Source organism: Pseudomonas sp. SAS7 (assembly GCF_052112345.1).
In the GTDB taxonomy this organism is placed as follows: domain Bacteria; phylum Pseudomonadota; class Gammaproteobacteria; order Pseudomonadales; family Pseudomonadaceae; genus Aquipseudomonas; species Aquipseudomonas putida_Q.
The window spans coordinates 205001-226567 of the sequence record NZ_JBEGGO010000002.1 but is presented as its reverse complement, the minus strand read 5'-3'; the positions used below and the strand labels follow the sequence as shown (position 1 = coordinate 226567).

Genomic DNA, 21567 nt, shown 5'->3' with positions numbered 1-21567 from the left:
CCATTTCGACCCTGTGTTAATCTATTTCGCCTCGTACATGCGACGTACTGCCGCAGGCAATTTCAAACGTCGCCGCCCGCTCTCACTGGAAAAAGGCAAGCCTATGCAGCGGCTGTATCGCAAGCGCATCGTTCTCGGCGTGGGTGGCGGCATTGCCGCCTACAAAAGCGCCGAGCTGATTCGCCGTCTCCTGGAGCACGGCGCGCAGGTGCGCGTCGTCATGACCCGTGGTGGTGCCGAGTTCATCACCCCGCTGACCCTGCAGGCGCTGTCGGGCCACCCGGTGCACATGGACCTGCTCGACCCCGCCGCCGAAGCGGCCATGGGCCATATCGAACTGGCCAAGTGGGCCGACCTGGTGCTGATCGCCCCGGCCACGGCCGACCTCATGGCGCGCATGGCCCAAGGCATGGCCGACGACCTGCTGACCACCCTGGTGCTGGCCACCGACGCCACCGTCGCCGTGGCCCCGGCCATGAACCAGGCCATGTGGCGCGACCCGGCTACCCAGGCCAACCTCGAGCTGCTCAAGAGCCGTGGCATCCAGGTGTTCGGCCCGGCATCCGGCAGCCAGGCCTGTGGCGACGTGGGCCTGGGCCGCATGCTCGAAGCCACCGATCTGGCCTGGTGCGCCGCAGAAAGCTTCAAGCGCCAGGCACTGACCGGCAAGCACGTGCTGATCACCGCCGGCCCGACCCAGGAAAATATCGACCCGGTGCGCTACATCACCAATCATAGCTCCGGCAAGATGGGCTTCGCCCTGGCCGAAGCGGCCGCCGAAGCCGGGGCTCGGGTCACCCTCGTCACCGGCCCTGTGCACCTGCCAACCCCCGACCGGGTCAGCCGCATTGACGTGGTCAGCGCGCGGGACATGCTCGCGGCCTGTGAAGCGGCCATGCCGTGCGACCTGTTCATCGCCTCGGCGGCGGTTGCGGACTACCGCCCGGAAGTCGTTGCCACGCAAAAGTTGAAGAAAGATCCTACGACCGGCGACGGCATGCTGCTGCAGATGGTGCGCAATCCCGATATCCTTGCCACCATTGCTGGCCGCAGCGACCGCCCGTTCAGCGTCGGCTTCGCCGCCGAAACCGAACACCTGCTCGATTACGCCACGCGCAAGCTCAAGGACAAGAACCTCGACCTGATCGTCGCCAATGATGTGGCCAACCCCAGCATCGGCTTCAACAGCGAAGAAAACGCCCTGACCGTGATCGACCGCCAGCAGCACCAGACCCTCTTCGCGCAGACCAGCAAGGGCAAGATCGCCCGGCAACTGGTCGCCTTCATCGCCGATCGGCTCAATCAGGTTCAATAAGTTACATGCACGCTCTTCAAGCCAAGATCCTCGACCCACGCCTGGGTACCGAATTCCCCCTGCCAGCCTACGCCACCCCTGGCTCCGCCGGCCTGGACCTGCGCGCCCTGCTCAAGGAGGACACCGTCCTCGAGCCAGGCCAGACCCTGCTGATCCCTACCGGCCTGTCGATCTACATCGGCGACCCGGGCCTGGCAGCGATGATCCTGCCGCGCTCGGGCCTGGGCCATAAGCACGGCATCGTGCTGGGCAACCTGGTCGGCCTGATCGACTCGGACTACCAAGGCGAGCTGATGGTGTCGTGCTGGAACCGTGGCAACACGCCGTTCACCATCGCGGTTGGCGAACGTATCGCCCAGCTGGTGCTGGTCCCGGTGGTACAGGCGCATTTCGACATCGTCGAAGCGTTCGATGAAAGCCAGCGTGGCGCTGGCGGTTTCGGTCACTCCGGCAGCCACTAAGCCGGCAAATGACCGTTCAGGCCAAGGATGGCGAACTCTCTGGCGAAAGCACCGTCCAAGCGTTCAGTTTGCGCCTGTCCAGAAAGCCTTTGACTATTGGAGCTTCCAGAGATGAACGACATGGCCCACTTGGTCCCCGCCGCGCTACCAGACAGCATCTTCCGCGCCTATGACATTCGCGGCGTGGTCGGCAAAACCCTCCATGCCGATACCGCCTACTGGATCGGCCGCGCCATCGGTGCGCAGAGCCTGGCCCAGGGCGAACCGCAGGTTTCGGTAGGTCGCGATGGCCGCCTATCGGGCCCGATGCTGGGCGAACAGCTGATCAAAGGCCTGGTCGATGCCGGTTGCCAGGTCAGCGACGTCGGCCTGGTGCCTACCCCTGCGCTGTACTACGCGGCCAATGTACTGGCCGGCAAGTCGGGGGTGATGCTGACTGGCAGCCACAACCCGGCGGACTACAACGGTTTCAAGATCGTCATTGCCGGTGACACCCTGGCCAACGAACAGATCCAGGCCCTGCTGACCCGCCTGAAAACCAACGACCTGACCCTGGCCGAAGGCCGCGTGGAAAAAGTCGAAATCCTGGAGCGTTATTTCCAGCAGATCGTCAGCGACGTGAAACTGGCCAAAAAACTCAAAGTGGTGGTGGACTGCGGCAACGGCGCCGCCGGCGTGGTCGCGCCGCAGTTGATCGAAGCCCTGGGCTGTGAAGTGATCCCGCTGTTCTGCGAAGTCGACGGCAACTTCCCCAACCATCACCCGGACCCGGGCAAGCCGGAGAACCTCGAAGACCTGATCGCCAAGGTCAAGGAAACCGGTGCCGACATTGGCCTGGCCTTCGACGGTGATGGCGACCGTGTCGGCGTGGTAACCAACACCGGCAGCATCGTCTACCCCGATCGCCTGTTGATGCTGTTTGCCCAGGACGTGCTGGCACGCAACCCGGGCGCCGAGATCATCTTCGACGTCAAATGCACCCGTCGCCTGACCCCGCTGATCGAACAGCACGGCGGCCGTGCGCTGATGTGGAAGACCGGTCATTCGTTGATCAAGAAGAAGATGAAACAGACCGGCTCGCTGCTGGCCGGCGAAATGAGCGGTCACATCTTCATCAAGGAACGCTGGTACGGTTTTGACGACGGCATCTACAGCGCTGCGCGCCTGCTGGAGATCCTCAGCAAGGCCGGGCAGAGCGCCGAAAACCTGTTTGCCGCCTTCCCGAACGATATTTCCACGCCGGAAATCAATATTGATGTGACCGACGAAGGTAAATTCAGCATCATTGATGCACTGCAACGCGACGCCGACTGGGGCGAAGCCAGCCTGACCACCATCGACGGTGTGCGGGTCGACTACCCCCACGGTTGGGGCCTGGTTCGCGCCTCCAACACCACGCCGGTGCTGGTGCTGCGCTTCGAGGCCGACAGCGACGCCGAATTGCAACGTATCAAGGATGTATTCCGTACCCAGTTGCTGCGGGTTGAGCCTGAGCTGCAACTGCCGTTCTGACCGACTATCTGTTCCTTACAGGAGCCCTGCATGACCCTCGATCGCGATGCCGCTTCCCATGTAGCCGAGGTTTTGTCCGAAGCACTGCCCTACATCCGCCGCTTTGTCGGCAAGACCCTGGTGATCAAGTACGGCGGCAACGCGATGGAAAGCGAGGAGCTGAAAACAGGCTTCGCCCGTGACATCGTGCTGATGAAGGCTGTGGGCATCAACCCGGTGGTGGTCCACGGTGGTGGCCCGCAGATCGGCGACCTGCTCAAGCGCCTGTCGATCGAAAGTCACTTCATCGATGGCATGCGCGTCACCGACTCGGCGACCATGGACGTGGTGGAGATGGTGCTGGGCGGCCAGGTCAACAAGGACATCGTCAACCTGATCAACCGCCACGGCGGCAGCGCCATCGGCCTGACCGGCAAGGACGCGGAGCTGATCCGCGCCCGCAAGCTGACCGTCAGCCGCCAGACGCCTGAGATGACCACCCCGGAAATCATCGACATCGGCCACGTGGGCGAAGTGGTGAGCGTGAACACCGACCTGCTGAACATGCTGGTGAAGGGTGACTTCATCCCGGTGATCGCGCCGATCGGCGTGGGCGCCAACGGTGAGTCGTACAACATCAACGCCGACCTGGTGGCGGGCAAGGTAGCCGAGGCGCTGAAGGCCGAGAAGCTGATGCTGCTGACCAACATCGCCGGCTTGATGGACAAGCAGGGCCAGGTACTGACCGGCCTGACCACCGAGCAGGTCAACGAACTGATCGCCGACGGCACCATCTACGGCGGCATGCTGCCGAAGATCAAGTGCGCGCTGGATGCGGTGCAGGGTGGCGTGAACAGCTCGCACATCATCGATGGCCGCGTACCTAACGCGGTGCTGCTGGAGATCTTCACCGACAGCGGCGTGGGTACCCTGATTACCAACCGCAAACCACGCTGAGTGATTGGCTAGCCTGCACCGGCCTCTTCGCGGGTAAACCCGCTCCCACAGGGGATAGCACCGCCTTTGAGGGCTGTGGAGATCCTGTGGGAGCGGGTTCACCCGCGAAAGGGCCGGGACAGGTGACACAAAAAAGGCGACCTTCATGTGAGGGTCGCCTTTTTCATTGCCAGGCCAGGATCAGATCCCGTACTGCGCCCGGTAAGCCTCGACAGCCGGCAGGTGCTGCTTCAGCTGTGGGTCATCGGCCAGGAATTCCAGCACCTGGGTCAGCGAAACGATGCTGACCACCGGGATACCGAAGTCGCGCTCCACTTCCTGGATCGCCGACAGTTCGCCATTGCCACGCTCTTCGCGGTTCAGGGCGATCAGCACGCCGGCGGCCTTGGCCTGCTGGGCGTTGATGATCTGCATGACCTCGCGGATAGCGGTACCGGCGGTGATCACGTCGTCGATGATCAGCACATCACCGGCCAGCGGCGCGCCGACCAGGCTGCCGCCTTCGCCGTGGTCCTTGGCTTCCTTGCGGTTGAAGCACCATGGCACGTCGAGCTGATGCTGATCGGCAAGGGCCACGGCAGTGGTCGCCGCCAGAGGGATACCCTTGTAGGCCGGGCCGAACAGCACGTCGAACGGGATCTTGCTGTCGACGATGGCTGCGGCATAGCACCGCCCCAGCTCGGCCAATGCAGAACCGGTGTTGAACAGGCCGGCATTGAAGAAATACGGGCTGGTACGCCCCGATTTCAGGGTGAATTCACCGAAACGCAGTACCCCGCGATCGATGGCAAAACGGATAAAGTCGCGCTGATACGGCTGCATGAATAGTCCCGGACACCACGGATTTAGCTAAATGGGTTGAGCTCGGGTATCATACACGCACGAGATTTTTGGGGCCATTTATGCGGATCATCAGTGTGAACGTTAATGGCATTCAGGCTGCGGCCGAGCGTGGTTTGCTCAGCTGGCTACAAGCCCAGAATGCCGACGTCATCTGCCTTCAGGATACCCGCGCCTCGGCCTTTGAACTCGATGACCCAGCTTTCCAGCTCGATGGCTATTTCCTTTATGCCTGCGACGCGGAGGTGCCTGCCCAAGGTGGTGTGGCCCTTTACTCGCGCATGCAGCCCAAGGCAGTCATCACCGGCCTGGGCTTCGAGACAGCCGACCGCTACGGGCGTTACCTGCAAGCAGATTTCGACAAAGTCAGTATTGCCAGCCTGCTGCTGCCTTCGGGCATGAACGGCGACGAAGACTTGAACCAGAAGTTCAAGTTGATGGACGACTTCGCCAAGTACCTGGACAAACAGCGTCGCAAACGTCGCGAATACATCTATTGCGGCTCGTTCTACGTGGCGCAGCAGAAGCTCGACATCAAAAACTGGCGTGACAGCCAGCAGTCGCCGGGCTTCTTGGCGCCGGAACGCGCCTGGATGGATGCGATCACCGGCGAGATGGGTTACGTCGATGCCCTGCGCGAAGTCAGCCGTGAAGGCGACCAGTACAGCTGGTGGCCGGACAACGAGCAGGCCGAGATGCTCAACCTGGGCTACCGGTTCGACTACCAGATCCTCACGCCGGGCCTGCGCCGCTTCGTGCGCAACGCCCGCCTGCCGCGTCAGCCGCGCTTCTCCCAGCATGCGCCGCTGATCGTCGACTATGACTGGACGTTGACCATCTGATTGCTGTTCAGACATGAAAAAGCCGACATTGATGTCGGCTTTTTCGTATCTACAGGAACAGTCAGTCAGCCAGAGCGGCCTGCTGCAGCTCGAAGATATCGTTCATGCCTTTTTGCGCCAGCGCCAGCATGGCGTTGAAGTCTTCCGGCTGGAACGGTGCGCCTTCGGCGGTACCCTGCACTTCGATGAAGCCACCGGCGCTGGTCATCACCACGTTCAGGTCGGTTTCGGCAGCGGAGTCTTCCGGGTAGTCCAGGTCGAGCACGGCTTCGCCCTGGTACATGCCTACCGACACGGCAGCAATCATGTGCTTGAGCGGGTTGCCGCCCTTCAGGCCACCGCGCTTCTTGATCACCGCCAAGGCGTCGCACAGGGCGACCATGGCACCGGTGATGGACGCGGTACGGGTGCCGCCATCAGCCTGGATCACGTCACAGTCGACATACAGGGTGATGTCACCCAGCTTGCTCATGTCCAGCGCGGCGCGCAGCGAACGGCCAATCAGGCGCTGGATTTCGAGGGTGCGGCCACCCTGCTTGCCACGGCTGGCTTCGCGCTGGTTACGCTCACCGGTGGCGCGTGGCAGCATGCCGTATTCGGCAGTCAGCCAGCCTTGGCCCTGGCCTTTGAGGAAGCGCGGCACACCGTTTTCCACGCTGACCGTGCAGATGACCTTGGTGTCACCGAACTCGACCAGTACCGACCCTTCGGCGTGCTTGGTGTAGTTGCGGGTGATGCGGATCGAGCGGAGCTGATCGGCGGCGCGACCACTTGGACGTTTCATCTGGGATACCTGTACTGGGACTTTGAATCTGCCGAGCATTATAGAGCCCGCAGCGCGGGGAAGACATGCCTATTGTCGCGCCCGACACAGCCCGTCGCCTTTTCCTGCTGCCATGGCCACCCCTCTGTAACATAGGTGGATTGGGCGCCGAGGCGCCACTGCGCTACAATCCTGCGCCTTGCAGCCGAGAGGCTCCCACCGTTCATTCATCTACGCGAGGTACTCCCCATGGTGCACAGCATGACCGCTTTTGCTCGTGTCGAGCGCGCCGGCAGCCAAGGCACCCTGATCTGGGAGCTGCGTTCGGTCAACCACCGTTACCTGGAACCCCACCTGCGCCTGCCCGAGGCCCTGCGCGACCTCGAAGGCGCCGTGCGTGAAGGCCTGCGCCAGGGCCTTTCGCGGGGCAAGGTGGAATGCACCCTGCGCCTCAATGAAGACAGCAACGGCAAGCCGTTGAAGGTAGACCGCGAGCGCGCCGCACAGCTGGTCGCTGCCGCCGAGGAAGTGGCCGGCCTGATCAAGCAGCCGGCACCGCTGAACCCGCTGGAAGTGCTGTCGTGGCCGGGTGTGCTGGTGGCCGACACCAGTGACCCGCAGGCGCTGAATGCAGAAGCCATGGCCCTGTTCGACGAAGCACTAGCCGAACTCAAGGCCGGGCGCCAGCGCGAAGGCCAGGAACTGGCCCGGCTGATCAACGAGCGCCTGGACAACATGACCAGCGAAGTCACCACCCTGCGCGCCCTGGTGCCGCAGATGCTGGCGGCGCAGCGGCAGAAGATTCTCGACCGTTTCGGCGACATGCAGGCCGAACTCGACCCGCAGCGCCTGGAGCAGGAAATGGTGCTGCTGGCCCAGAAGAGCGACGTGGCCGAGGAACTTGACCGCCTCAGCACCCACGTCACCGAAGTGCGCCGCGTGCTCAAGGGTGGCGGCGCCGCCGGCCGACGCCTGGACTTCCTGATGCAGGAACTCAACCGCGAAGCCAACACCCTGGGCTCCAAGGCCTTCGACCCACGCAGTACGCAAGCGGCGGTCAACCTGAAGGTATTGATCGAACAGATGCGTGAACAAGTACAGAACATCGAGTAAGGCCAACCCGACCATGAACCACAGCAGCGGCACCCTCTACATCGTTTCGGCCCCTTCGGGCGCCGGCAAGACCAGCCTGGTAACGGCCCTGACCAAGGAAGACCAGCAAATCCGCGTCTCGGTCTCGCACACCACCCGCGCCATGCGCCCGGGCGAGGAACACGGGGTGAACTACCACTTCGTGGTCCACGAGGAGTTCAAGGCGCTGATCCAGCAAGGCGACTTCCTGGAGCATGCCGAAGTGTTCGGCAACTTCTACGGCACCTCGCGCAGTGCGCTGCAGCAGACCCTGGACCAGGGCTATGACCTGATCCTGGAAATCGACTGGCAAGGCGCCCAGCAGGTGCGCAAGCTGATGCCGCAGGCGTTGTCGGTGTTCATTCTGCCGCCAAGCCAGGAAGCGCTGCGCCAGCGCCTGGACGGCCGCGGGCAGGACAGCGAAGAGATCATCGCCGGGCGCATGAAGGAAGCGGTCAGCGAGATGGTGCACTACGACGAGTATGACTACCTGATCATCAATGATGATTTCGACGCGGCGCTGGAAGACTTGAAAGCGGTGTTCCGTTCGAACCGGCTGGTGCTGAAGAAACAGCAACAGCGAAACAGCGGGCTGCTGAAAGAACTGCTCTCCTGAGATACCGCACGGGGCTGCTTTGCAGCCCTTTCGCGGCACAAGGCCGCTCCTACATTTGAAAGCGTACGCCGTGCCTTTGTAGGAGCGGCCTTGTGCCGCGAAAGGGGCGCAAAGCGCCCCCCAGCTTTATTCCTGCAAAGGCAGGGTAGCCTGCTGACGCAGGGTAGCCCCCAGGAAGTAAGCCGGCGCCCGCATGCGCGACAGCATCATCAGCCCGATGCCGAGCACCGAGATGATCGCGGCAATCACGAATACCAGGCCCAACCCGCCCACATGCGAGCCACTGCCGAAGTCCGGCGAGGCGCTGTCGATGGCGGTACGCGCGAAGATCACCGACAAGATCACCCCACCTACCAGCGGGCACAGGCCGCGCATGATGAAGTGGCGCAGGCTGTCGAACAGGCTGGCGCGGAAATACCAGACGCAAGCGAACGCGGTCAGCGAATAGTAGAAGCAGATCATCATGCCCAACGCGGTGATGGTATCCGCCAGCACGTTCTCGCTCAGGGTGCGCATGGTCACGTAGAACAGCCCTGCTGCCAGGCCGGCGCAGATGGTGGCGTAGCGCGGGGTTTGCGAGCGCGGGCAGACGCTGGCGAACTTCTGCGGCACCGCACCGTAGTAACCCATGGCCAACAGGGTGCGCGCCGGTGCCACGAAGGTGGACTGCAGCGACGCCGCGGTGCTGGCCAGCACGGCGATGGACATCAGGATTGCCAGCGGCCCCATGACCGGGCCCGCCAGGTGGGCGAAGACGTTCTCCTGGATGCGCGGGTTGTTCAGGCCCAGCCCGGTTTCGCTGATACCGGCAAACTGCAGGGTGGCGATGGCGGTGAACAAGTACAGGCCGAGGATCAACATCACGGTCCAGGTGGCGGCCTTGCCCGGCACCTCTTCGCTACCCACCGACTCTTCGCTGACGGTCAGGCACGTGTCCCAGCCCCAGAAGATGAAGATCGACAGCGACAGCCCGGCGGCAAAGGCCGAGAACGACTCGACGCCGAACGGGTTGAACCAGGCGAAATCGAACGCCAGCGGTGGCGGCGCAGTGGTGCCGCCGAAGGCGGCGAAGGCAAAGCCGATCAGCACCAGCAACTGCAGGGCCACCAGGCCGTACTGCACGGTCATGGTGGTGGCGATGCCGCGACAGCAGATCCACACGGCCAGGCCGATGAACACGCAACAGGTGCTGATGTTGATCAACAGGTTGTCGGCCAACGCTGCCAGCTCATGCTTGCCGGTGATCTGGCCAAGGAACAGGTAGAAGAAATCGACCGCCACCCCCGCCAGGTTCGACAGCACGATGGTAGTGGCGACCACCAGCCCCCAACCGCCGATCCAGCCGATCATCGGGCCGAAGGCACGCGCCGACCAGGTAAACGAAGTACCGCTGTCCGGTTCTGCCGAGTTCAGTTCCCGGTAGCCCAGGGCCACCAGCAGCATCGGCAGGAAACCGACGATGAACACGGCGGGCAGGTGGGCACCCACCTCACGCACGGTCGGGCCAAGGGCGCCCGTCAGGGTGTAGACCGGGGCGATGGTGGAAATGCCCAGCACCACGCTGGCCAGCAGGCCCAGGCGGCCTTTGGCCAGGCCCTTGCCGCGCTGGGTGTTGCCCGCGTCGGCCGCCACATCGGGTGGGCGGCCGGCTTCTGTATAATTGCTCATGAGTATTTGCCGTAAATTTTGGAATTGTTTTCGCAGGCCTTGCACACAAGGCCTGCTTTCACTCATTGAAAGCTTGCTGCCGGGAACCAGTCATCCAAGACCTTCGGCTGACGTCAGAATGTCTCCTGCCGTGCGCCCTCCCGTGCCGCGTAGGCAATGCAGGCCTCGCGAAACGCCTGGAACAGGCGCAGCGAGACCGGGTTTTCGGTGAAGCGCCACTCCGGGTGCCACTGCACGCCAAGCACAAAGCCCGGCGCCGCAGGCATGGATACCGCTTCGATCAGGCCATCCGGGGCCCGTGCCTCGACACGCAGGCCCGGGGCGAGGCGGTCGATGCCCTGGCTGTGCAGCGAGTTGACCTCGAACTGCGCCGCCAGGCCCAGGCGCTCGAACAACCCGCCTGGCTCGATGCCGACAGGGTGACGAGGGCCGTATTGCACCTCCAGGGGTGCGTCCTCAGGTTCGCGGTGGTCAAGGTACCCGGGCATTTCCTGCACGCGCTGGTGCAGGCTGCCGCCAAGCGCCACATTCAGTTCCTGGTAGCCACGGCAGATGCAGAACACCGGCACGCCGGCGGCAATCGCTGCCTGCAGCAGCGGCAGGGTCAGGCGATCGCGCGCCAGATCGTGCCGGGTACCGGCTACGCTAGGGGCGCCATTGTAATGATGCGGTTCGATATTTGAAGGCGAGCCGGTAAAAACAATGCCGTGCAGCCGGGCCAACAGCGCCTGCGTGTCGCTGCCCCCGTCTCGGGCCGGCAGGATCAGCGGCAAACCGGCAAAGCCGGCCGCCTCGACATACTTGTCGCCTACCGTGTGCGACGAGTTCTTCCCCACCTGCTGGCGGCAGGCGCTGACACCGATCAAGGGGACCGCATTTGCGCTCATTGGCTTACACCGTGTGCAGGTACCAGTTGTACTCAAGGTCGGAAATCGACACTTCGAACTCGGCCAGCTCGCTTTCCTTGCAGGCCACGAAGATATCGATGTAGTCCGGGCTGATGTATTGGTTGAGCACTTCGCTGTCGTCCAGCGCGCGCAGGGCATCACGCAGGTTGTTCGGCAGGCTCTGTTCCAGCTGCTCGTAGGAGTTGCCCTCGATCGGGGCATCCGGCTCGACCTTGTTGGTCAGGCCGTGATGCACGCCGGCAAGGATTGCCGCGAGCATCAGGTACGGGTTGGCATCGGCGCCGGCCACGCGGTGTTCCAGGCGCACGTTTTCGCTGCTGTCGGTAGGCACGCGCACGGCCACGGTGCGGTTGTCCAGGCCCCAGCTCGGTGCATTGGGCACGTAGAACTGCGCGCCGAAGCGGCGGTAGGAGTTGATGTTCGGGCAGAGGAAGGCCATCGACGCCGGCATGGTCTCCAGCACACCACCAATGGCGTGGCGCAGCGTGTCGCTTTGCAGCGGGTCATCGCTCGAGAAGATGTTCTTGCCGGTTTTCTTGTCCAGCAGCGAGATATGCACGTGCAGGCCGTTGCCCGCCTGGCCCGGGTAGGGCTTGGCCATGAAGGTGGTATCCATTTCATGGTCGTAGGCAACGTTCTTGATCAGCCGCTTGAGCAGGATCGCGTAGTCGCAGGCCTTCAGCGGGTCGGCCACGTGGTGCAGGTTGACCTCGAACTGCGCCGGGGCGCTTTCCTTGACGATGGCATCGGCAGGCAGGCCCTGCTCCTTGGCCGCTTCGAGCATGTCCTGCAGGCAGTCGGCATATTCGTCGAGGTCGTCGATCAGGTACACCTGGGTCGACTGCGGACGCTTGCCGGAAATGGGCGAGCGCGGCGGCTGCGGGCGGCCGTTGAGGTTGTCCTGATCGATCAGGTAGAACTCCAGCTCGAACGCCGCGCAAATGGTGAGGCCCAGATCGTCGAACTTGCTCACCACCTGACGCAGCACTTCACGCGGGTCGGCGAAAAACGGCGCGCCTTCGATCTCGTGCATGGTCATCAGCAGCTGGGCGGTGGGGCGTTTCTGCCACGGCTCATCCGACAGCGTGCCGGGGATCGGGAAGCAGATGCGGTCGGCATCGCCAATGTCCAGGCCAAGGCCGGTGCTCTCTACCGTGGAACCGTTGATGTCCAGGGCGAACAGCGAAGCCGGCAGGTTGATGCCTTTCTCGTACACCTTGTGCAGGCTGGCCCGCTCGATGCGCTTGCCACGTACCACGCCATTCATGTCGGAAATCAGCAGGTCGACGTACTGCGTTTCCGGATGGGCCTGGAGGAAGTCATTCATCTCGCTGGAAGAACTGGCGCACGGGGTTACCGACGTCATGGTGTACATCCTTTGATGTGCTGCGGCGATGTGGGGATACGGCTGGCGCCTCACGGGCGACGATGGTTGCAGCTGTTGTTTTTTTCACTTTCCCATCGTGGGGATTGGTTACCCGACCGGACGCATTGATTCCGGGGGGCCGTTTCACTATAAAATGGCCCTGACGCAACAGACATTGGCAATTCGGCAAGCAGAGCGTGCACCAATGCAATATCAGATCACCCACGCCGACCTCTCCCTGGTCCTGGCACTGGAGCGCGGCCGCTCGCTGGCCAAAGCCGCCGAGCTCCTCAAAGTCGACGTTTCGACGGTATTCCGCTCGATCCGCCGGCTGGAGTCGGCGCTGGGCACCGCCTTGTTCGTCAAGAGCCGCAAGGGCTACCTGCCGACCGATACCGCCCAGGCCCTGGCCGAGCAGGCCGAGCGCGCCGAACAGGCGCTGGAGGCGGCGCGCATTGCCATGACCAGTGGCGAGCAGGTGGTAAGCGGCACGGTGCGGGTGACCTGCACCGAGGCGGTCATGCATAGCCTGCTGCTGCCGGCGCTGGCCGAGTTCATGCCCAACTACCCGGCCTTGTCGCTGGAGATGGGCACCTCGAACACCTTCGCCAACCTCAGCCGGCGCGATGCCGACATTGCCCTGCGCCTGACCAATACACCGCCGGAACACCTGGTGGGTCGCAACCTGGGGTCCACCTCCTATGTGGTCTGCGGCCAGCCGCAGTGGCGCGAGCGCCTGGCAGAATCGGCCGTCAGCGTGCCATGGATCGCCCCCGACGACTCGATGCAGGACCACCCCACGGTGGTCTGGCGCAACCAGCAGCACCCCGGGCTAAGCCCACGCTACCAGTGCAGCGGCATGTCGACCATCGCCCAGCTGGTAACTGCCGGCCTGGGCGTGGCGGCACTGCCGGATTACATGGTGCACGCCCTGCCCGGCGTGGATGCGCTGAGCGGACCGCTGCCGGGTTGCGACACCCAGCTGTGGCTGCTGACCCGGCCGGATTGCCGGGCGCTGCGCTCGGTGCAGACCCTTTTCGAAGAGCTGACGCCGCGGTTGCGTGGCGCGATGCTCTGAGGTTATCGTCGGGCTCAAGTATTGCGGCTGTCTGGTCCGGCCCTTTCGCGGGCAAACATAGTGCTTCAAGGTGACCGCCCGGCAAAACAGCGCTTCCCTATTGGCTGGTGAATTTTTATACTATCGAGTCCGCCTGCCCATTACTGGGCTGCACGCCCACCGCATTTGCTACTGAGGAAGACCATGGCCCGCGTAACTGTTGAAGACTGCCTGGAACACGTGGATAACCGCTTCGAGCTGGTCATGCTCTCGACCAAGCGCGCTCGCCAGCTGGCGACCGGCGGCAAAGAGCCACGCGTTGCGTGGGAAAACGACAAACCGACCGTTGTTGCCCTGCGTGAAATCGCCGAAGGCATCGTCACCAACGAGTTCATCGCCGCTGAAGAGATCGTCACCGAGGATCCGGTCTTCGCCGCCTTCGAGGACGAGAACAACGAGGCTGTCTGATTGATGCCAGGTCGACGTCGCACGGCGCAAGGCCCTCGTCCTCCGCAGGAGGTGAACCCATGCCGGGTATAGAAGCCTTGGCCGAACGGCTGTCGACCTACCTTGGCCCCGAACAGGTCAACCTGGTCCGGCGCGCCTATTTCTACGCCGAACAGGCCCACGATGGGCAGCGCCGCCGCAGCGGCGAGCCCTACGTGACCCACCCGCTGGCCGTGGCCAGCATCCTCGCCGACATGCACATGGACCATCAAAGCCTGATGGCGGCCATGCTGCACGATGTGATCGAAGACACCGGTATCGCCAAGGAAGCCCTCAGCCAGCAATTTGGCGAGACGGTGGCCGAACTGGTCGATGGGGTCAGCAAGCTGACCCAGATGAACTTCGAGACCAAGGCCGAGGCGCAGGCCGAAAACTTCCAGAAAATGGCCATGGCCATGGCCCGCGACATTCGCGTGATCCTGGTCAAGCTGGCCGACCGCCTGCACAACATGCGCACCCTGGAAGTGCTGTCCGGCGAAAAACGCCGGCGCATCGCCAAGGAAACCCTGGAGATCTACGCCCCCATCGCCAACCGCCTGGGCATGCACACCGTGCGCGTGGAGTTCGAGGACCTCGGCTTCAAGGCCATGCACCCGATGCGCTCGTCGCTGATTCACCGGGCGGTGAAAAGCGCACGCGGCAACCGCAAAGAGATCGTCGCCAAGATCGAGCACTCGCTGGCCAACTGCCTGGCTGCCGACGGCATCGAAGGCGAGGTCAGCGGCCGGCAGAAACACCTCTATGGCATCTACAAGAAGATGCGCGGCAAGCGCCGTGCCTTCAACGAGATCATGGACGTGTATGCCTTCCGCATCATCGTCGACAAGGTCGACACCTGCTACCGCGTGCTCGGCGCCGTGCACAACCTGTACAAGCCGCTGCCCGGTCGCTTCAAGGATTACATCGCGATCCCCAAGGCCAACGGCTACCAGTCGTTGCACACCACGCTGTTCGGCATGCACGGTGTGCCCATCGAAATCCAGATCCGCACCCGCGAGATGGAAGAGATGGCCAACAACGGCATTGCCGCGCACTGGCTGTACAAGTCCAACGACGATGAGCAGCCCAAGGGCAGCCACGCCCGCGCGCGCCAGTGGGTCAAGGGCATCCTCGAACTGCAGCAGCGTGCCGGCAACTCGCTGGAATTCATCGAGAGCGTGAAGATCGACCTGTTCCCGGACGAGGTCTACGTGTTCACGCCCAAAGGCCGCATCATGGAGCTGCCCAAAGGCTCCACGGCGGTGGACTTCGCCTACGCGGTGCACACCGACGTCGGCAACAGCTGCATCGCCTGCCGCATCAACCGCCGCCTGGCGCCGCTGTCCGAACCGCTGCAAAGCGGCTCGACGGTGGAAATCGTCAGCGCCCCGGGCGCACGGCCGAACCCGGCCTGGCTCAACTTCGTGGTGACAGGCAAGGCGCGCACGCACATCCGCCACGCGCTCAAACAACAGCGCCGCTCCGAGTCCATCAGCCTGGGCGAACGCCTGCTGAACAAGGTGCTCACCGGCTTCGACAGCAGCCTGGAGAAAATCCCCCAGGAGCGCATTCAGGCGATTCTCGCCGAGTACCGCCTGGAACTGATCGAAGACCTGCTCGAAGACATCGGCCTGGGCAACCGCATGGCCTACGTGGTCGCGCGACGGCTGTTGTCGGCTGAAGGCGAGCAGTTGCCTGCGCCGGAAGGCCCGCTGGCGATCCGCGGCACCGAAGGCCTGGTGCTGAGCTACGCCAAGTGCTGCACGCCTATCCCTGGCGACCCGATCGTCGGCCACCTGTCGGCCGGCAAGGGCATGGTCGTGCACCTGGAGAATTGCCGCAACATCAGTGAAATCCGCCATAACCCGGAAAAGTGCGTTCAGCTTTCCTGGGCCAAGGACATCACCGGTGAGTTCAATGTCGAACTGCGTGTCGAACTGGAGCACCAGCGCGGCCTTATCGCCCTGCTGGCCAGCAGCGTCAACGCCGCCGACGGCAACATCGAGAAGATCAGCATGGACGAACGCGACGGCCGTATCAGCGTGGTCCAACTAGTGGTCAGCGTGCACGACCGTGTGCACCTGGCGCGTGTGATCAAGAAGCTGCGTACCCTGACCGGCGTGGTCCGCATCACCCGCATGCGTACGTAGTCCGCCAACCGCAAGGAGTCATCATGAGCAAGACCGTCATCAATAGCGACAAGGCACCTGCCGCCATCGGCACCTACTCGCAGGCGATCAAGGCCGGCAACACGGTGTACATGTCGGGCCAGATCCCGCTGGACCCCAAGACCATGGAACTGGTCGAAGGCTTCGAAGCCCAGACCGTGCAGGTGTTCGAGAACCTCAAGTCCGTGGCTGAAGCCGCTGGCGGTTCGTTCAAGGACATCGTCAAGCTGAACATCTTCCTCACCGACCTGAGCCACTTCGCCAAGGTCAACGAGGTAATGGGCCGCTACTTCGAACAGCCCTACCCGGCCCGCGCCGCCATTGGCGTTGCCGCGCTGCCGAAAGGCGCCCAGGTCGAAATGGACGCCATCCTGGTCATCGAATGATGCCCCCGGTGACGGGCGCCCTGCCCGTCACCCCTCCTTTGCAAGGTTACCCCGTCATGCGTCAAGCACTGCCCCTCGCGCTGGCAGCCCTGCTACTGGGCGGCTGCGCCAGCCACAAACCCGAAGATTTCAACGGCACCTGGATCAACCAGGAGGCCATCACTGCTGCGGTCAAGGGCGGCAGCCTGCGCCAAGCGCTGAATGAACACGGCCCGGTGTTCGAATGGAAGCTCGACGTTGCCAGCCAGCAGGCCAGCTACAGCAATGGTTTCGAGGCCGCTGACGGCCAGTTGAGCGCCAATGACAAGCAATGGCAGGCCAGCTTCGAGGGCGGCCAGACCGAGCAGCTGTCGCTCGATGGCGACGAGCTGCAAGCCGTCGACCAGCGCGGCGCCAAGCAAACCTTCGTCCGCGCCAAGGCGCCGGCGACTGCCAATGCGCCGCTGGGCAGCAGCTTCGAGAAAGCGCTGTACCAGGCCTACCTGGGCGGCAACTGGAAGGTGGTCGAAGGCGAGGGCAAAGGTGCCAGCGTGCGCTTCAGCGACACCGGCAACGTCACTGGCCTGCCGGGGCCAGACCGCTTCGCACTGTGCCTGGCAGGCGACTGCGCGACCATGGGCGGCAGCAATGACAGCCTGTGGCTGGAGCGTAACCAGCGTGGTGCACCGTTCATCATCAAGCGTGATGGCGACAAGCTGGAGATTTTCCAGGCGGTAAACCGTGCGCAACCGGATGAAATGCCGGAACTGGCCGCGGGCAAGCGCCAGTGGGTGCTGGAGCGCAGCTGAGTCCTGCTGCGTTTGCACTGAATGCACTGGCCTCTTCGCGGGTAATCACCTTCTTCAGGCCTTGTGATATCCCTGTGGGAGCGGGTTTACCCGCGAAGAGGCCGGTAAATTCAACGCCCTCCTTTCAGGATGGCTGCATAGCCTTCCTTGTAGCTTGGGTACACCGGCGCCCAGCCCAGCGCCCGGGCCCGGGCGTTGCTGCAGCGCTTGCTGCCGGTACGCCGCACCCGCTGCTCATCGGACCACTCGGTCACCCCCATGTATGCCCGCAGCCAGGCCACCACGTCGGCCAGTGGTGCCGGGTCGTCATCAACGCCAATGTAGTAGTCGTCCAGCACCTTGCCCTCGGCATCGGCCAGCAGCAGAAACGCCAACAGGCTGGCGGCATCCTCGGCGTGGATGCGGTTGCCATACAGCGGTGGCTCCTCAGCCACACGGTAACCCTGGCGCACCTGGCTCAACAGCCACTCGCGGCCTGGACCGTAAATGCCCGTCAGGCGCACAACGCTCGCCGGGATACCACTGGCCAGCGCCAGCCGCTCAGCCTCCAGCATCACCCGCCCGGAATAACCTTCAGGCTCCGTGGCCGCGCCTTCCTCGATCCACTCGCCGTCCTTCTGCGCATAAACGCTGCTGCTGGAGACGAACAACAGGCGACGGGGGCACTGGCCTCGCTCGGCCAGCCAGGCCAGCACATGGCGCAAACCATCCACATAGGCCGCCTGGTAACCGGCCTCGTCGTGCTGGCTGGCCGCCACGCAGTACACCAGGTAATCCAGCGGACCCTGTGGCCAGGCTTGCGGGATCGACGGTTCGGCCAAGTCTGCGGCAACCGGTTGAACGCCCGCAGGCAGCTGCCCGACAGCGCGGCGCAGGCCGCTTACCCGCCAGCCTTTGGCCAACATTTGCAGGGCCAGACGCCCACCTACATCACCACAACCCACCACCATCACGGAAAGGTCTGACATCTCTAAACTCCCTAGACCAATTGATCAGCCCGGCCACGCTACACGATGGATGGCTAGACCATAGGCGAAAAAAGCAACAAGATTACTTTTGTTAACAAGAATTACTTGCAATAATGGCCGCCAATTTGTTCTCGGCCTACCTCGAGGCCTTGGAGAACGTTCACTTTTTTCTTCATCAGGTCCGGCCAGCATGACACGTAATCAACCTTCCGCTTCGCCAACCCCGTCGCGCGCCTGGCGCGCCATCGCCGCGCTGACACTCAGCCTGGTGCTGGCCCCGGTGGCCATGGCCGATGAGCCAACCACCAACGGTGCCACGCCGGCTGCCGCCACTGCCCCGGCCGCACCTGCTGCTGCCCCGGCTGCCGATGCGCAGGCGCCTGCTGCCGATGCCACTGCTGCCACCCCGGCTGATGCACCGGCCGCGGTAGACCCGAGCGTGGAAGCCCTGGTTGAAGACACCTCGCTGGGCATGGCGCACGACCTGTCCCCATGGGGCATGTACAAGAACGCCGACATCGTGGTGAAGATCGTCATGATCGGCCTGGCCATCGCCTCCATCATCACCTGGACCATCTGGATCGCCAAAGGCTTCGAGCTGATGGGCGCCAAGCGTCGCCTGCGTGGCGAAATCGCCAAACTGAAGAAATCCGCCAGCCTGAAAGAAGCCAGCGACGTGTCCAACAAGGAAGGCACCCTGTCCCACACCTTGGTCCACGACGCGCTTGAAGAGATGCGCCTGTCGGCCAATGCCCGCGAAAAAGAAGGCATCAAGGAGCGCGTCAGCTTCCGTCTGGAGCGCCTGGTTCACGCCAGCGGTCGTACCATGAGCAGCGGCACCGGCGTACTCGCCACCATCGGTTCCACCGCGCCGTTCGTCGGCCTGTTCGGTACCGTATGGGGCATCATGAACAGCTTCATCGGCATCGCCAAGACCCAGACCACCAACCTGGCGGTAGTTGCCCCAGGTATCGCCGAAGCCCTGCTGGCTACCGCTCTGGGCCTGGTTGCTGCAATCCCGGCTGTGGTCATCTACAACGTCTTCGCCCGCTCCATTGCCGGCTACAAGGCCCAGGTGTCCGACGCCTCCGCCCAGGTACTGCTGCTGGTCAGCCGTGACCTGGACCACCAGGGCAGCGATCGCGCCGCCCCGCACATGGTGAAAGTGGGGTAAGCCATGGGCCTGCATCTCAACGAAGGTGGCGACGACCTCGCCGAAAACCACGAAATCAACGTTACGCCGTTCATCGACGTGATGTTGGTGCTGCTGATCATCTTCATGGTCGCTGCCCCCCTGGCCACGGTCGACATCAAGGTCGACCTGCCGGCTTCAACCGCCAAACCGGCGCCCAGGCCGGAGAAACCGGTGTTCGTCAGCGTCAAGGCCGACCAGAAGCTGTACGTCGGCGACGATCAGGTGGCTGCGCCCGACCAGCTTGGCCCGATGCTCGACGCCAAGACCAAGGGTGACAAGGAAACCACCATCTTCTTCCAGGCTGACAAAGGCGTGGATTACGGCGACCTGATGGAAGTGATGAACAACATGCGCGCGGCCGGCTACCTCAAGGTCGGTCTGGTAGGTCTCGAGACGGCAGCCAAGAAATGACGAAAACGCGCTCAAACATGGCGCGCTACGGTGGCAGCCTGGCGATCGTGCTGGGCGTGCACGTGGTCGCCGTGCTGCTGACGCTCAACTGGTCGGTGCCCCAGGCCATCGAACTGCCCCCGGCAGCCATGATGGTCGAGCTGGCACCGTTACCGGAGCCTGCGCCACCACCGCCACCAAAAGCGGCGCCACAGCCACCGGCACCGGTCGAAGAACCGCCGTTGCCCAAGCTTGTGGAAGCACCCAAGCCCAAGATCGCCATCCCCAAGCCGCCCAAGCCGAAGGCCAAGCCACAGCCGCCCAAGCCCGAGAAGAAGCCTGAGCCGCCGAAGGAAGCGCCGCCCACCGAGCAAACGGTAGACGCACCGCCAAGCAACACGCCACCGCAGAAGTCCGCGGCACCGGCGCCGAGCATTGCGTCCAACAGCAACGCCCTGCCAACCTGGCAGAGTGACCTGCTGCGCCACCTGGCCAAGTACAAGCGTTACCCGGAAGACGCGCGCCGTCGCGGCCTGCAAGGCATCAACCGCCTGCGCTTCGTGGTCGACGCCGAAGGCAAGGTAGTGTCGTACTCCATGGCCGGTGGTTCGGGCAGTGCCGCACTGGACCGGGCGACCCTGGAAATGATCCGTCGAGCCGGCACGGTACCCAAGCCGCCACCCGAGTTGCTGAACAATGGCACGATCGAAGTCGTGGCACCGTTCGTCTACTCGCTGGACCGCCGCTAAGACTTTTGCTTCTGTCACAAATCGGCAACTCTGATAACGTGCGTCTATCGATTGCAGCCGCTATGCTGGGCCCGCAACTTCATGGACGCACGTTATGACCCTCACCGAATTACGCTACATCGTCACACTCGCCCAGGAACAGCACTTCGGCCATGCCGCCGAACGCTGCCACGTGAGCCAGCCGACCCTGTCGGTCGGTGTGAAGAAGCTCGAGGACGAGCTTGGCGTTCTGATCTTCGAGCGCAGCAAAAGCGCGGTACGCCTGACCCCGGTCGGCGAGAGCATCGTCGCCCAGGCGCAGAAGGTACTGGAGCAGGCCCAAGGCATTCGCGAACTGGCCCAGGCTGGCAAGAACCAGCTGACCGCCCCGCTCAAGGTCGGTGCCATCTACACCGTCGGCCCCTACCTGTTCCCGCACCTGATCCCGCAACTGCACCGCGTGGCGCCGCAGATGCCGCTGTACATCGAAGAAAACTTCACCCACGTGCTACGTGAAAAGCTGCGTAACGGCGAGCTGGATGCAGTAATCATCGCCCTGCCGTTCAACGAAGCCGACGTGCTGACCCTGCCGCTGTACGACGAGCCGTTCTGCGCCCTGATGCCCGCCGACCACCCATGGACGGCAAAAAAGACCATCGACACCGCCATGCTCAACGACAAGAGCCTGCTGTTGCTCGGTGAGGGCCACTGTTTCCGCGACCAGGTACTGGAAGCCTGCCCGACCCTGAACAAGGGCGGCGAAGGCGCCAGGCATACCACGGTCGAATCCAGCTCGCTGGAAACCATCCGCCACATGGTGGCCTCGGGCCTTGGCGTGTCGATCCTGCCACTGTCGGCGGTGCACAGCCATCACTACGCCCCTGGCGTCATCGAAGTTCGCCCGCTTACGGCACCGGCACCGTTCCGCACCGTGGCCATCGCCTGGCGCGCCAGCTTCCCACGGCCCAAGGCCATCGAGATCCTCGCCGACTCGATCCGCCTGTGCTCGGTCGCCAAAGCCCCTGCGGAACAACCGGCCTGAG

Annotated in this window: 21 protein-coding genes and 1 pseudogene; 16 read left to right on the top strand and 6 right to left on the bottom strand. The window is 63.4% G+C overall.

What is annotated here, in order from left to right:
• Positions 1 to 103 precede the first annotated feature (103 nt).
• From coaBC to argB, 4 genes and pseudogenes are all read left to right on the top strand, one after another.
• Entirely contained in the window at positions 104 to 1315 is a 1212-nt protein-coding gene (gene coaBC, locus ABI582_RS04600; RefSeq protein WP_016489816.1) for a bifunctional phosphopantothenoylcysteine decarboxylase/phosphopantothenate--cysteine ligase CoaBC, read from the top strand.
• A gap of 5 nt (positions 1316 to 1320) precedes the next feature.
• Positions 1321 to 1776, top strand: a complete 456-nt coding sequence (gene dut, locus ABI582_RS04595) for a dUTP diphosphatase (protein WP_063422509.1) — start codon at positions 1321 to 1323, stop codon at positions 1774 to 1776.
• Positions 1777 to 1869: 93 nt separating this feature from the next.
• Positions 1870 to 3288, top strand: a pseudogene (locus tag ABI582_RS04590) (phosphomannomutase/phosphoglucomutase); the annotation flags it as partial.
• A gap of 30 nt (positions 3289 to 3318) precedes the next feature.
• Positions 3319 to 4224, top strand: coding sequence for an acetylglutamate kinase (gene argB / locus ABI582_RS04585; RefSeq protein WP_004575216.1), 906 nt, complete (start codon positions 3319 to 3321; stop codon positions 4222 to 4224).
• A gap of 180 nt (positions 4225 to 4404) precedes the next feature.
• On the opposite strand, the gene pyrE is transcribed toward argB, so the two are convergent.
• Positions 4405 to 5046: an orotate phosphoribosyltransferase gene (gene pyrE, locus ABI582_RS04580; RefSeq protein WP_003253405.1), complete on the bottom strand. Its 642-nt coding sequence runs from the start codon at positions 5044 to 5046 to the stop codon at positions 4405 to 4407.
• 80 nt (positions 5047 to 5126) lie between these two features.
• Between pyrE and ABI582_RS04575 the strand changes: the two genes are divergently transcribed.
• Entirely contained in the window at positions 5127 to 5906 is a 780-nt protein-coding gene (locus tag ABI582_RS04575) for an exodeoxyribonuclease III (protein ID WP_003253401.1), read from the top strand.
• Positions 5907 to 5967: 61 nt separating this feature from the next.
• On the opposite strand, the gene rph is transcribed toward ABI582_RS04575, so the two are convergent.
• Complete coding sequence (gene rph, locus ABI582_RS04570) at positions 5968 to 6690, bottom strand: ribonuclease PH (RefSeq protein ID WP_019472532.1); 723 nt, start codon at positions 6688 to 6690, stop codon at positions 5968 to 5970.
• A gap of 228 nt (positions 6691 to 6918) precedes the next feature.
• On the opposite strand from rph, the gene ABI582_RS04565 reads away from it, so the two are divergent.
• Entirely contained in the window at positions 6919 to 7782 is an 864-nt protein-coding gene (locus ABI582_RS04565) for a YicC/YloC family endoribonuclease (RefSeq protein ID WP_016489820.1), read from the top strand.
• A 13-nt stretch (positions 7783 to 7795) separates the two neighbouring features.
• Positions 7796 to 8416 (top strand): guanylate kinase, encoded by a 621-nt coding sequence (gene gmk / locus ABI582_RS04560; RefSeq protein WP_338745629.1) that lies wholly within the window; start codon positions 7796 to 7798, stop codon positions 8414 to 8416.
• A 126-nt stretch (positions 8417 to 8542) separates the two neighbouring features.
• On the opposite strand, the gene ABI582_RS04555 is transcribed toward gmk, so the two are convergent.
• The 3 genes from ABI582_RS04555 to ABI582_RS04545 all read right to left on the bottom strand — a co-directional run bounded on the left by ABI582_RS04555 (position 8543) and on the right by ABI582_RS04545 (position 12358).
• Positions 8543 to 10084, bottom strand: coding sequence for an APC family permease (locus tag ABI582_RS04555; RefSeq protein ID WP_019471048.1), 1542 nt, complete (start codon positions 10082 to 10084; stop codon positions 8543 to 8545).
• Positions 10085 to 10197: 113 nt separating this feature from the next.
• Positions 10198 to 10971 (bottom strand): gamma-glutamyl-gamma-aminobutyrate hydrolase family protein, encoded by a 774-nt coding sequence (locus tag ABI582_RS04550; protein ID WP_019471049.1) that lies wholly within the window; start codon positions 10969 to 10971, stop codon positions 10198 to 10200.
• Between the two features lie 4 nt (positions 10972 to 10975).
• Positions 10976 to 12358, bottom strand: a complete 1383-nt coding sequence (locus tag ABI582_RS04545; RefSeq protein WP_016502231.1) for a glutamine synthetase family protein — start codon at positions 12356 to 12358, stop codon at positions 10976 to 10978.
• Between the two features lie 205 nt (positions 12359 to 12563).
• Here ABI582_RS04545 and ABI582_RS04540 point away from each other — a divergent pair, with 205 nt between their 5' ends.
• From ABI582_RS04540 to ABI582_RS04520, 5 genes are all read left to right on the top strand, one after another.
• Positions 12564 to 13436: a LysR family transcriptional regulator gene (locus tag ABI582_RS04540; RefSeq protein ID WP_019471051.1), complete on the top strand. Its 873-nt coding sequence runs from the start codon at positions 12564 to 12566 to the stop codon at positions 13434 to 13436.
• 183 nt (positions 13437 to 13619) lie between these two features.
• Entirely contained in the window at positions 13620 to 13883 is a 264-nt protein-coding gene (gene rpoZ / locus ABI582_RS04535) for a DNA-directed RNA polymerase subunit omega (RefSeq protein ID WP_003253383.1), read from the top strand.
• A gap of 59 nt (positions 13884 to 13942) precedes the next feature.
• Positions 13943 to 16051 carry a bifunctional GTP diphosphokinase/guanosine-3',5'-bis pyrophosphate 3'-pyrophosphohydrolase gene (gene spoT, locus ABI582_RS04530; protein WP_019471052.1) on the top strand — a complete coding sequence of 703 codons (2109 nt, stop codon included), beginning with the start codon at positions 13943 to 13945 and terminating at the stop codon, positions 16049 to 16051.
• Positions 16052 to 16074: 23 nt separating this feature from the next.
• Positions 16075 to 16455: a RidA family protein gene (locus ABI582_RS04525; protein ID WP_043199829.1), complete on the top strand. Its 381-nt coding sequence runs from the start codon at positions 16075 to 16077 to the stop codon at positions 16453 to 16455.
• Positions 16456 to 16511: 56 nt separating this feature from the next.
• The gene (locus tag ABI582_RS04520) at positions 16512 to 17243 is read left to right on the top strand and encodes a hypothetical protein (protein WP_442118511.1); all 732 of its coding nucleotides are present in this window, start codon (positions 16512 to 16514) and stop codon (positions 17241 to 17243) included.
• 110 nt (positions 17244 to 17353) lie between these two features.
• On the opposite strand, the gene ABI582_RS04515 is transcribed toward ABI582_RS04520, so the two are convergent.
• Complete coding sequence (locus ABI582_RS04515) at positions 17354 to 18211, bottom strand: NAD-dependent epimerase/dehydratase family protein (protein WP_442118510.1); 858 nt, start codon at positions 18209 to 18211, stop codon at positions 17354 to 17356.
• Positions 18212 to 18401: 190 nt separating this feature from the next.
• On the opposite strand from ABI582_RS04515, the gene exbB reads away from it, so the two are divergent.
• The 4 genes from exbB (at position 18402) to ABI582_RS04495 (ending at position 21566) form a co-directional block, all read left to right on the top strand.
• Positions 18402 to 19385, top strand: a complete 984-nt coding sequence (gene exbB / locus ABI582_RS04510; RefSeq protein WP_442118509.1) for a tonB-system energizer ExbB — start codon at positions 18402 to 18404, stop codon at positions 19383 to 19385.
• 3 nt (positions 19386 to 19388) lie between these two features.
• The gene (gene exbD / locus ABI582_RS04505; protein WP_003253367.1) at positions 19389 to 19817 is read left to right on the top strand and encodes a TonB system transport protein ExbD; all 429 of its coding nucleotides are present in this window, start codon (positions 19389 to 19391) and stop codon (positions 19815 to 19817) included.
• On the top strand, positions 19814 to 20545 hold the full coding sequence (locus tag ABI582_RS04500; protein WP_338745634.1) for an energy transducer TonB: 732 nt from the start codon (positions 19814 to 19816) through the stop codon (positions 20543 to 20545). Before exbD ends, ABI582_RS04500 begins: the two co-directional genes overlap by 4 nt.
• Before the next feature lie 94 nt (positions 20546 to 20639).
• On the top strand, positions 20640 to 21566 hold the full coding sequence (locus tag ABI582_RS04495) for a hydrogen peroxide-inducible genes activator (protein ID WP_043199836.1): 927 nt from the start codon (positions 20640 to 20642) through the stop codon (positions 21564 to 21566).
• Position 21567 lies beyond the last annotated feature (1 nt).

What these genes read in the sequence shown, in the direction of transcription:
- coaBC (WP_016489816.1), top strand. Translation starts at nt 104, where the DNA reads ATGCAGCGGCTGTATCGCAAGCGCATCGTTCTCGGCGTGGGTGGCGGC.
- dut (WP_063422509.1), top strand. Translation starts at nt 1,321, where the DNA reads ATGCACGCTCTTCAAGCCAAGATCCTCGACCCACGCCTGGGTACCGAA.
- argB (WP_004575216.1), top strand. Translation starts at nt 3,319, where the DNA reads ATGACCCTCGATCGCGATGCCGCTTCCCATGTAGCCGAGGTTTTGTCC.
- pyrE (WP_003253405.1), bottom strand. Translation starts at nt 5,046, where the DNA reads ATGCAGCCGTATCAGCGCGACTTTATCCGTTTTGCCATCGATCGCGGG.
- ABI582_RS04575 (WP_003253401.1), top strand. Translation starts at nt 5,127, where the DNA reads ATGCGGATCATCAGTGTGAACGTTAATGGCATTCAGGCTGCGGCCGAG.
- rph (WP_019472532.1), bottom strand. Translation starts at nt 6,690, where the DNA reads ATGAAACGTCCAAGTGGTCGCGCCGCCGATCAGCTCCGCTCGATCCGC.
- ABI582_RS04565 (WP_016489820.1), top strand. Translation starts at nt 6,919, where the DNA reads ATGGTGCACAGCATGACCGCTTTTGCTCGTGTCGAGCGCGCCGGCAGC.
- gmk (WP_338745629.1), top strand. Translation starts at nt 7,796, where the DNA reads ATGAACCACAGCAGCGGCACCCTCTACATCGTTTCGGCCCCTTCGGGC.
- ABI582_RS04555 (WP_019471048.1), bottom strand. Translation starts at nt 10,084, where the DNA reads ATGAGCAATTATACAGAAGCCGGCCGCCCACCCGATGTGGCGGCCGAC.
- ABI582_RS04550 (WP_019471049.1), bottom strand. Translation starts at nt 10,971, where the DNA reads ATGAGCGCAAATGCGGTCCCCTTGATCGGTGTCAGCGCCTGCCGCCAG.
- ABI582_RS04545 (WP_016502231.1), bottom strand. Translation starts at nt 12,358, where the DNA reads ATGACGTCGGTAACCCCGTGCGCCAGTTCTTCCAGCGAGATGAATGAC.
- ABI582_RS04540 (WP_019471051.1), top strand. Translation starts at nt 12,564, where the DNA reads ATGCAATATCAGATCACCCACGCCGACCTCTCCCTGGTCCTGGCACTG.
- rpoZ (WP_003253383.1), top strand. Translation starts at nt 13,620, where the DNA reads ATGGCCCGCGTAACTGTTGAAGACTGCCTGGAACACGTGGATAACCGC.
- spoT (WP_019471052.1), top strand. Translation starts at nt 13,943, where the DNA reads ATGCCGGGTATAGAAGCCTTGGCCGAACGGCTGTCGACCTACCTTGGC.
- ABI582_RS04525 (WP_043199829.1), top strand. Translation starts at nt 16,075, where the DNA reads ATGAGCAAGACCGTCATCAATAGCGACAAGGCACCTGCCGCCATCGGC.
- ABI582_RS04520 (WP_442118511.1), top strand. Translation starts at nt 16,512, where the DNA reads ATGCGTCAAGCACTGCCCCTCGCGCTGGCAGCCCTGCTACTGGGCGGC.
- ABI582_RS04515 (WP_442118510.1), bottom strand. Translation starts at nt 18,211, where the DNA reads ATGTCAGACCTTTCCGTGATGGTGGTGGGTTGTGGTGATGTAGGTGGG.
- exbB (WP_442118509.1), top strand. Translation starts at nt 18,402, where the DNA reads ATGACACGTAATCAACCTTCCGCTTCGCCAACCCCGTCGCGCGCCTGG.
- exbD (WP_003253367.1), top strand. Translation starts at nt 19,389, where the DNA reads ATGGGCCTGCATCTCAACGAAGGTGGCGACGACCTCGCCGAAAACCAC.
- ABI582_RS04500 (WP_338745634.1), top strand. Translation starts at nt 19,814, where the DNA reads ATGACGAAAACGCGCTCAAACATGGCGCGCTACGGTGGCAGCCTGGCG.
- ABI582_RS04495 (WP_043199836.1), top strand. Translation starts at nt 20,640, where the DNA reads ATGACCCTCACCGAATTACGCTACATCGTCACACTCGCCCAGGAACAG.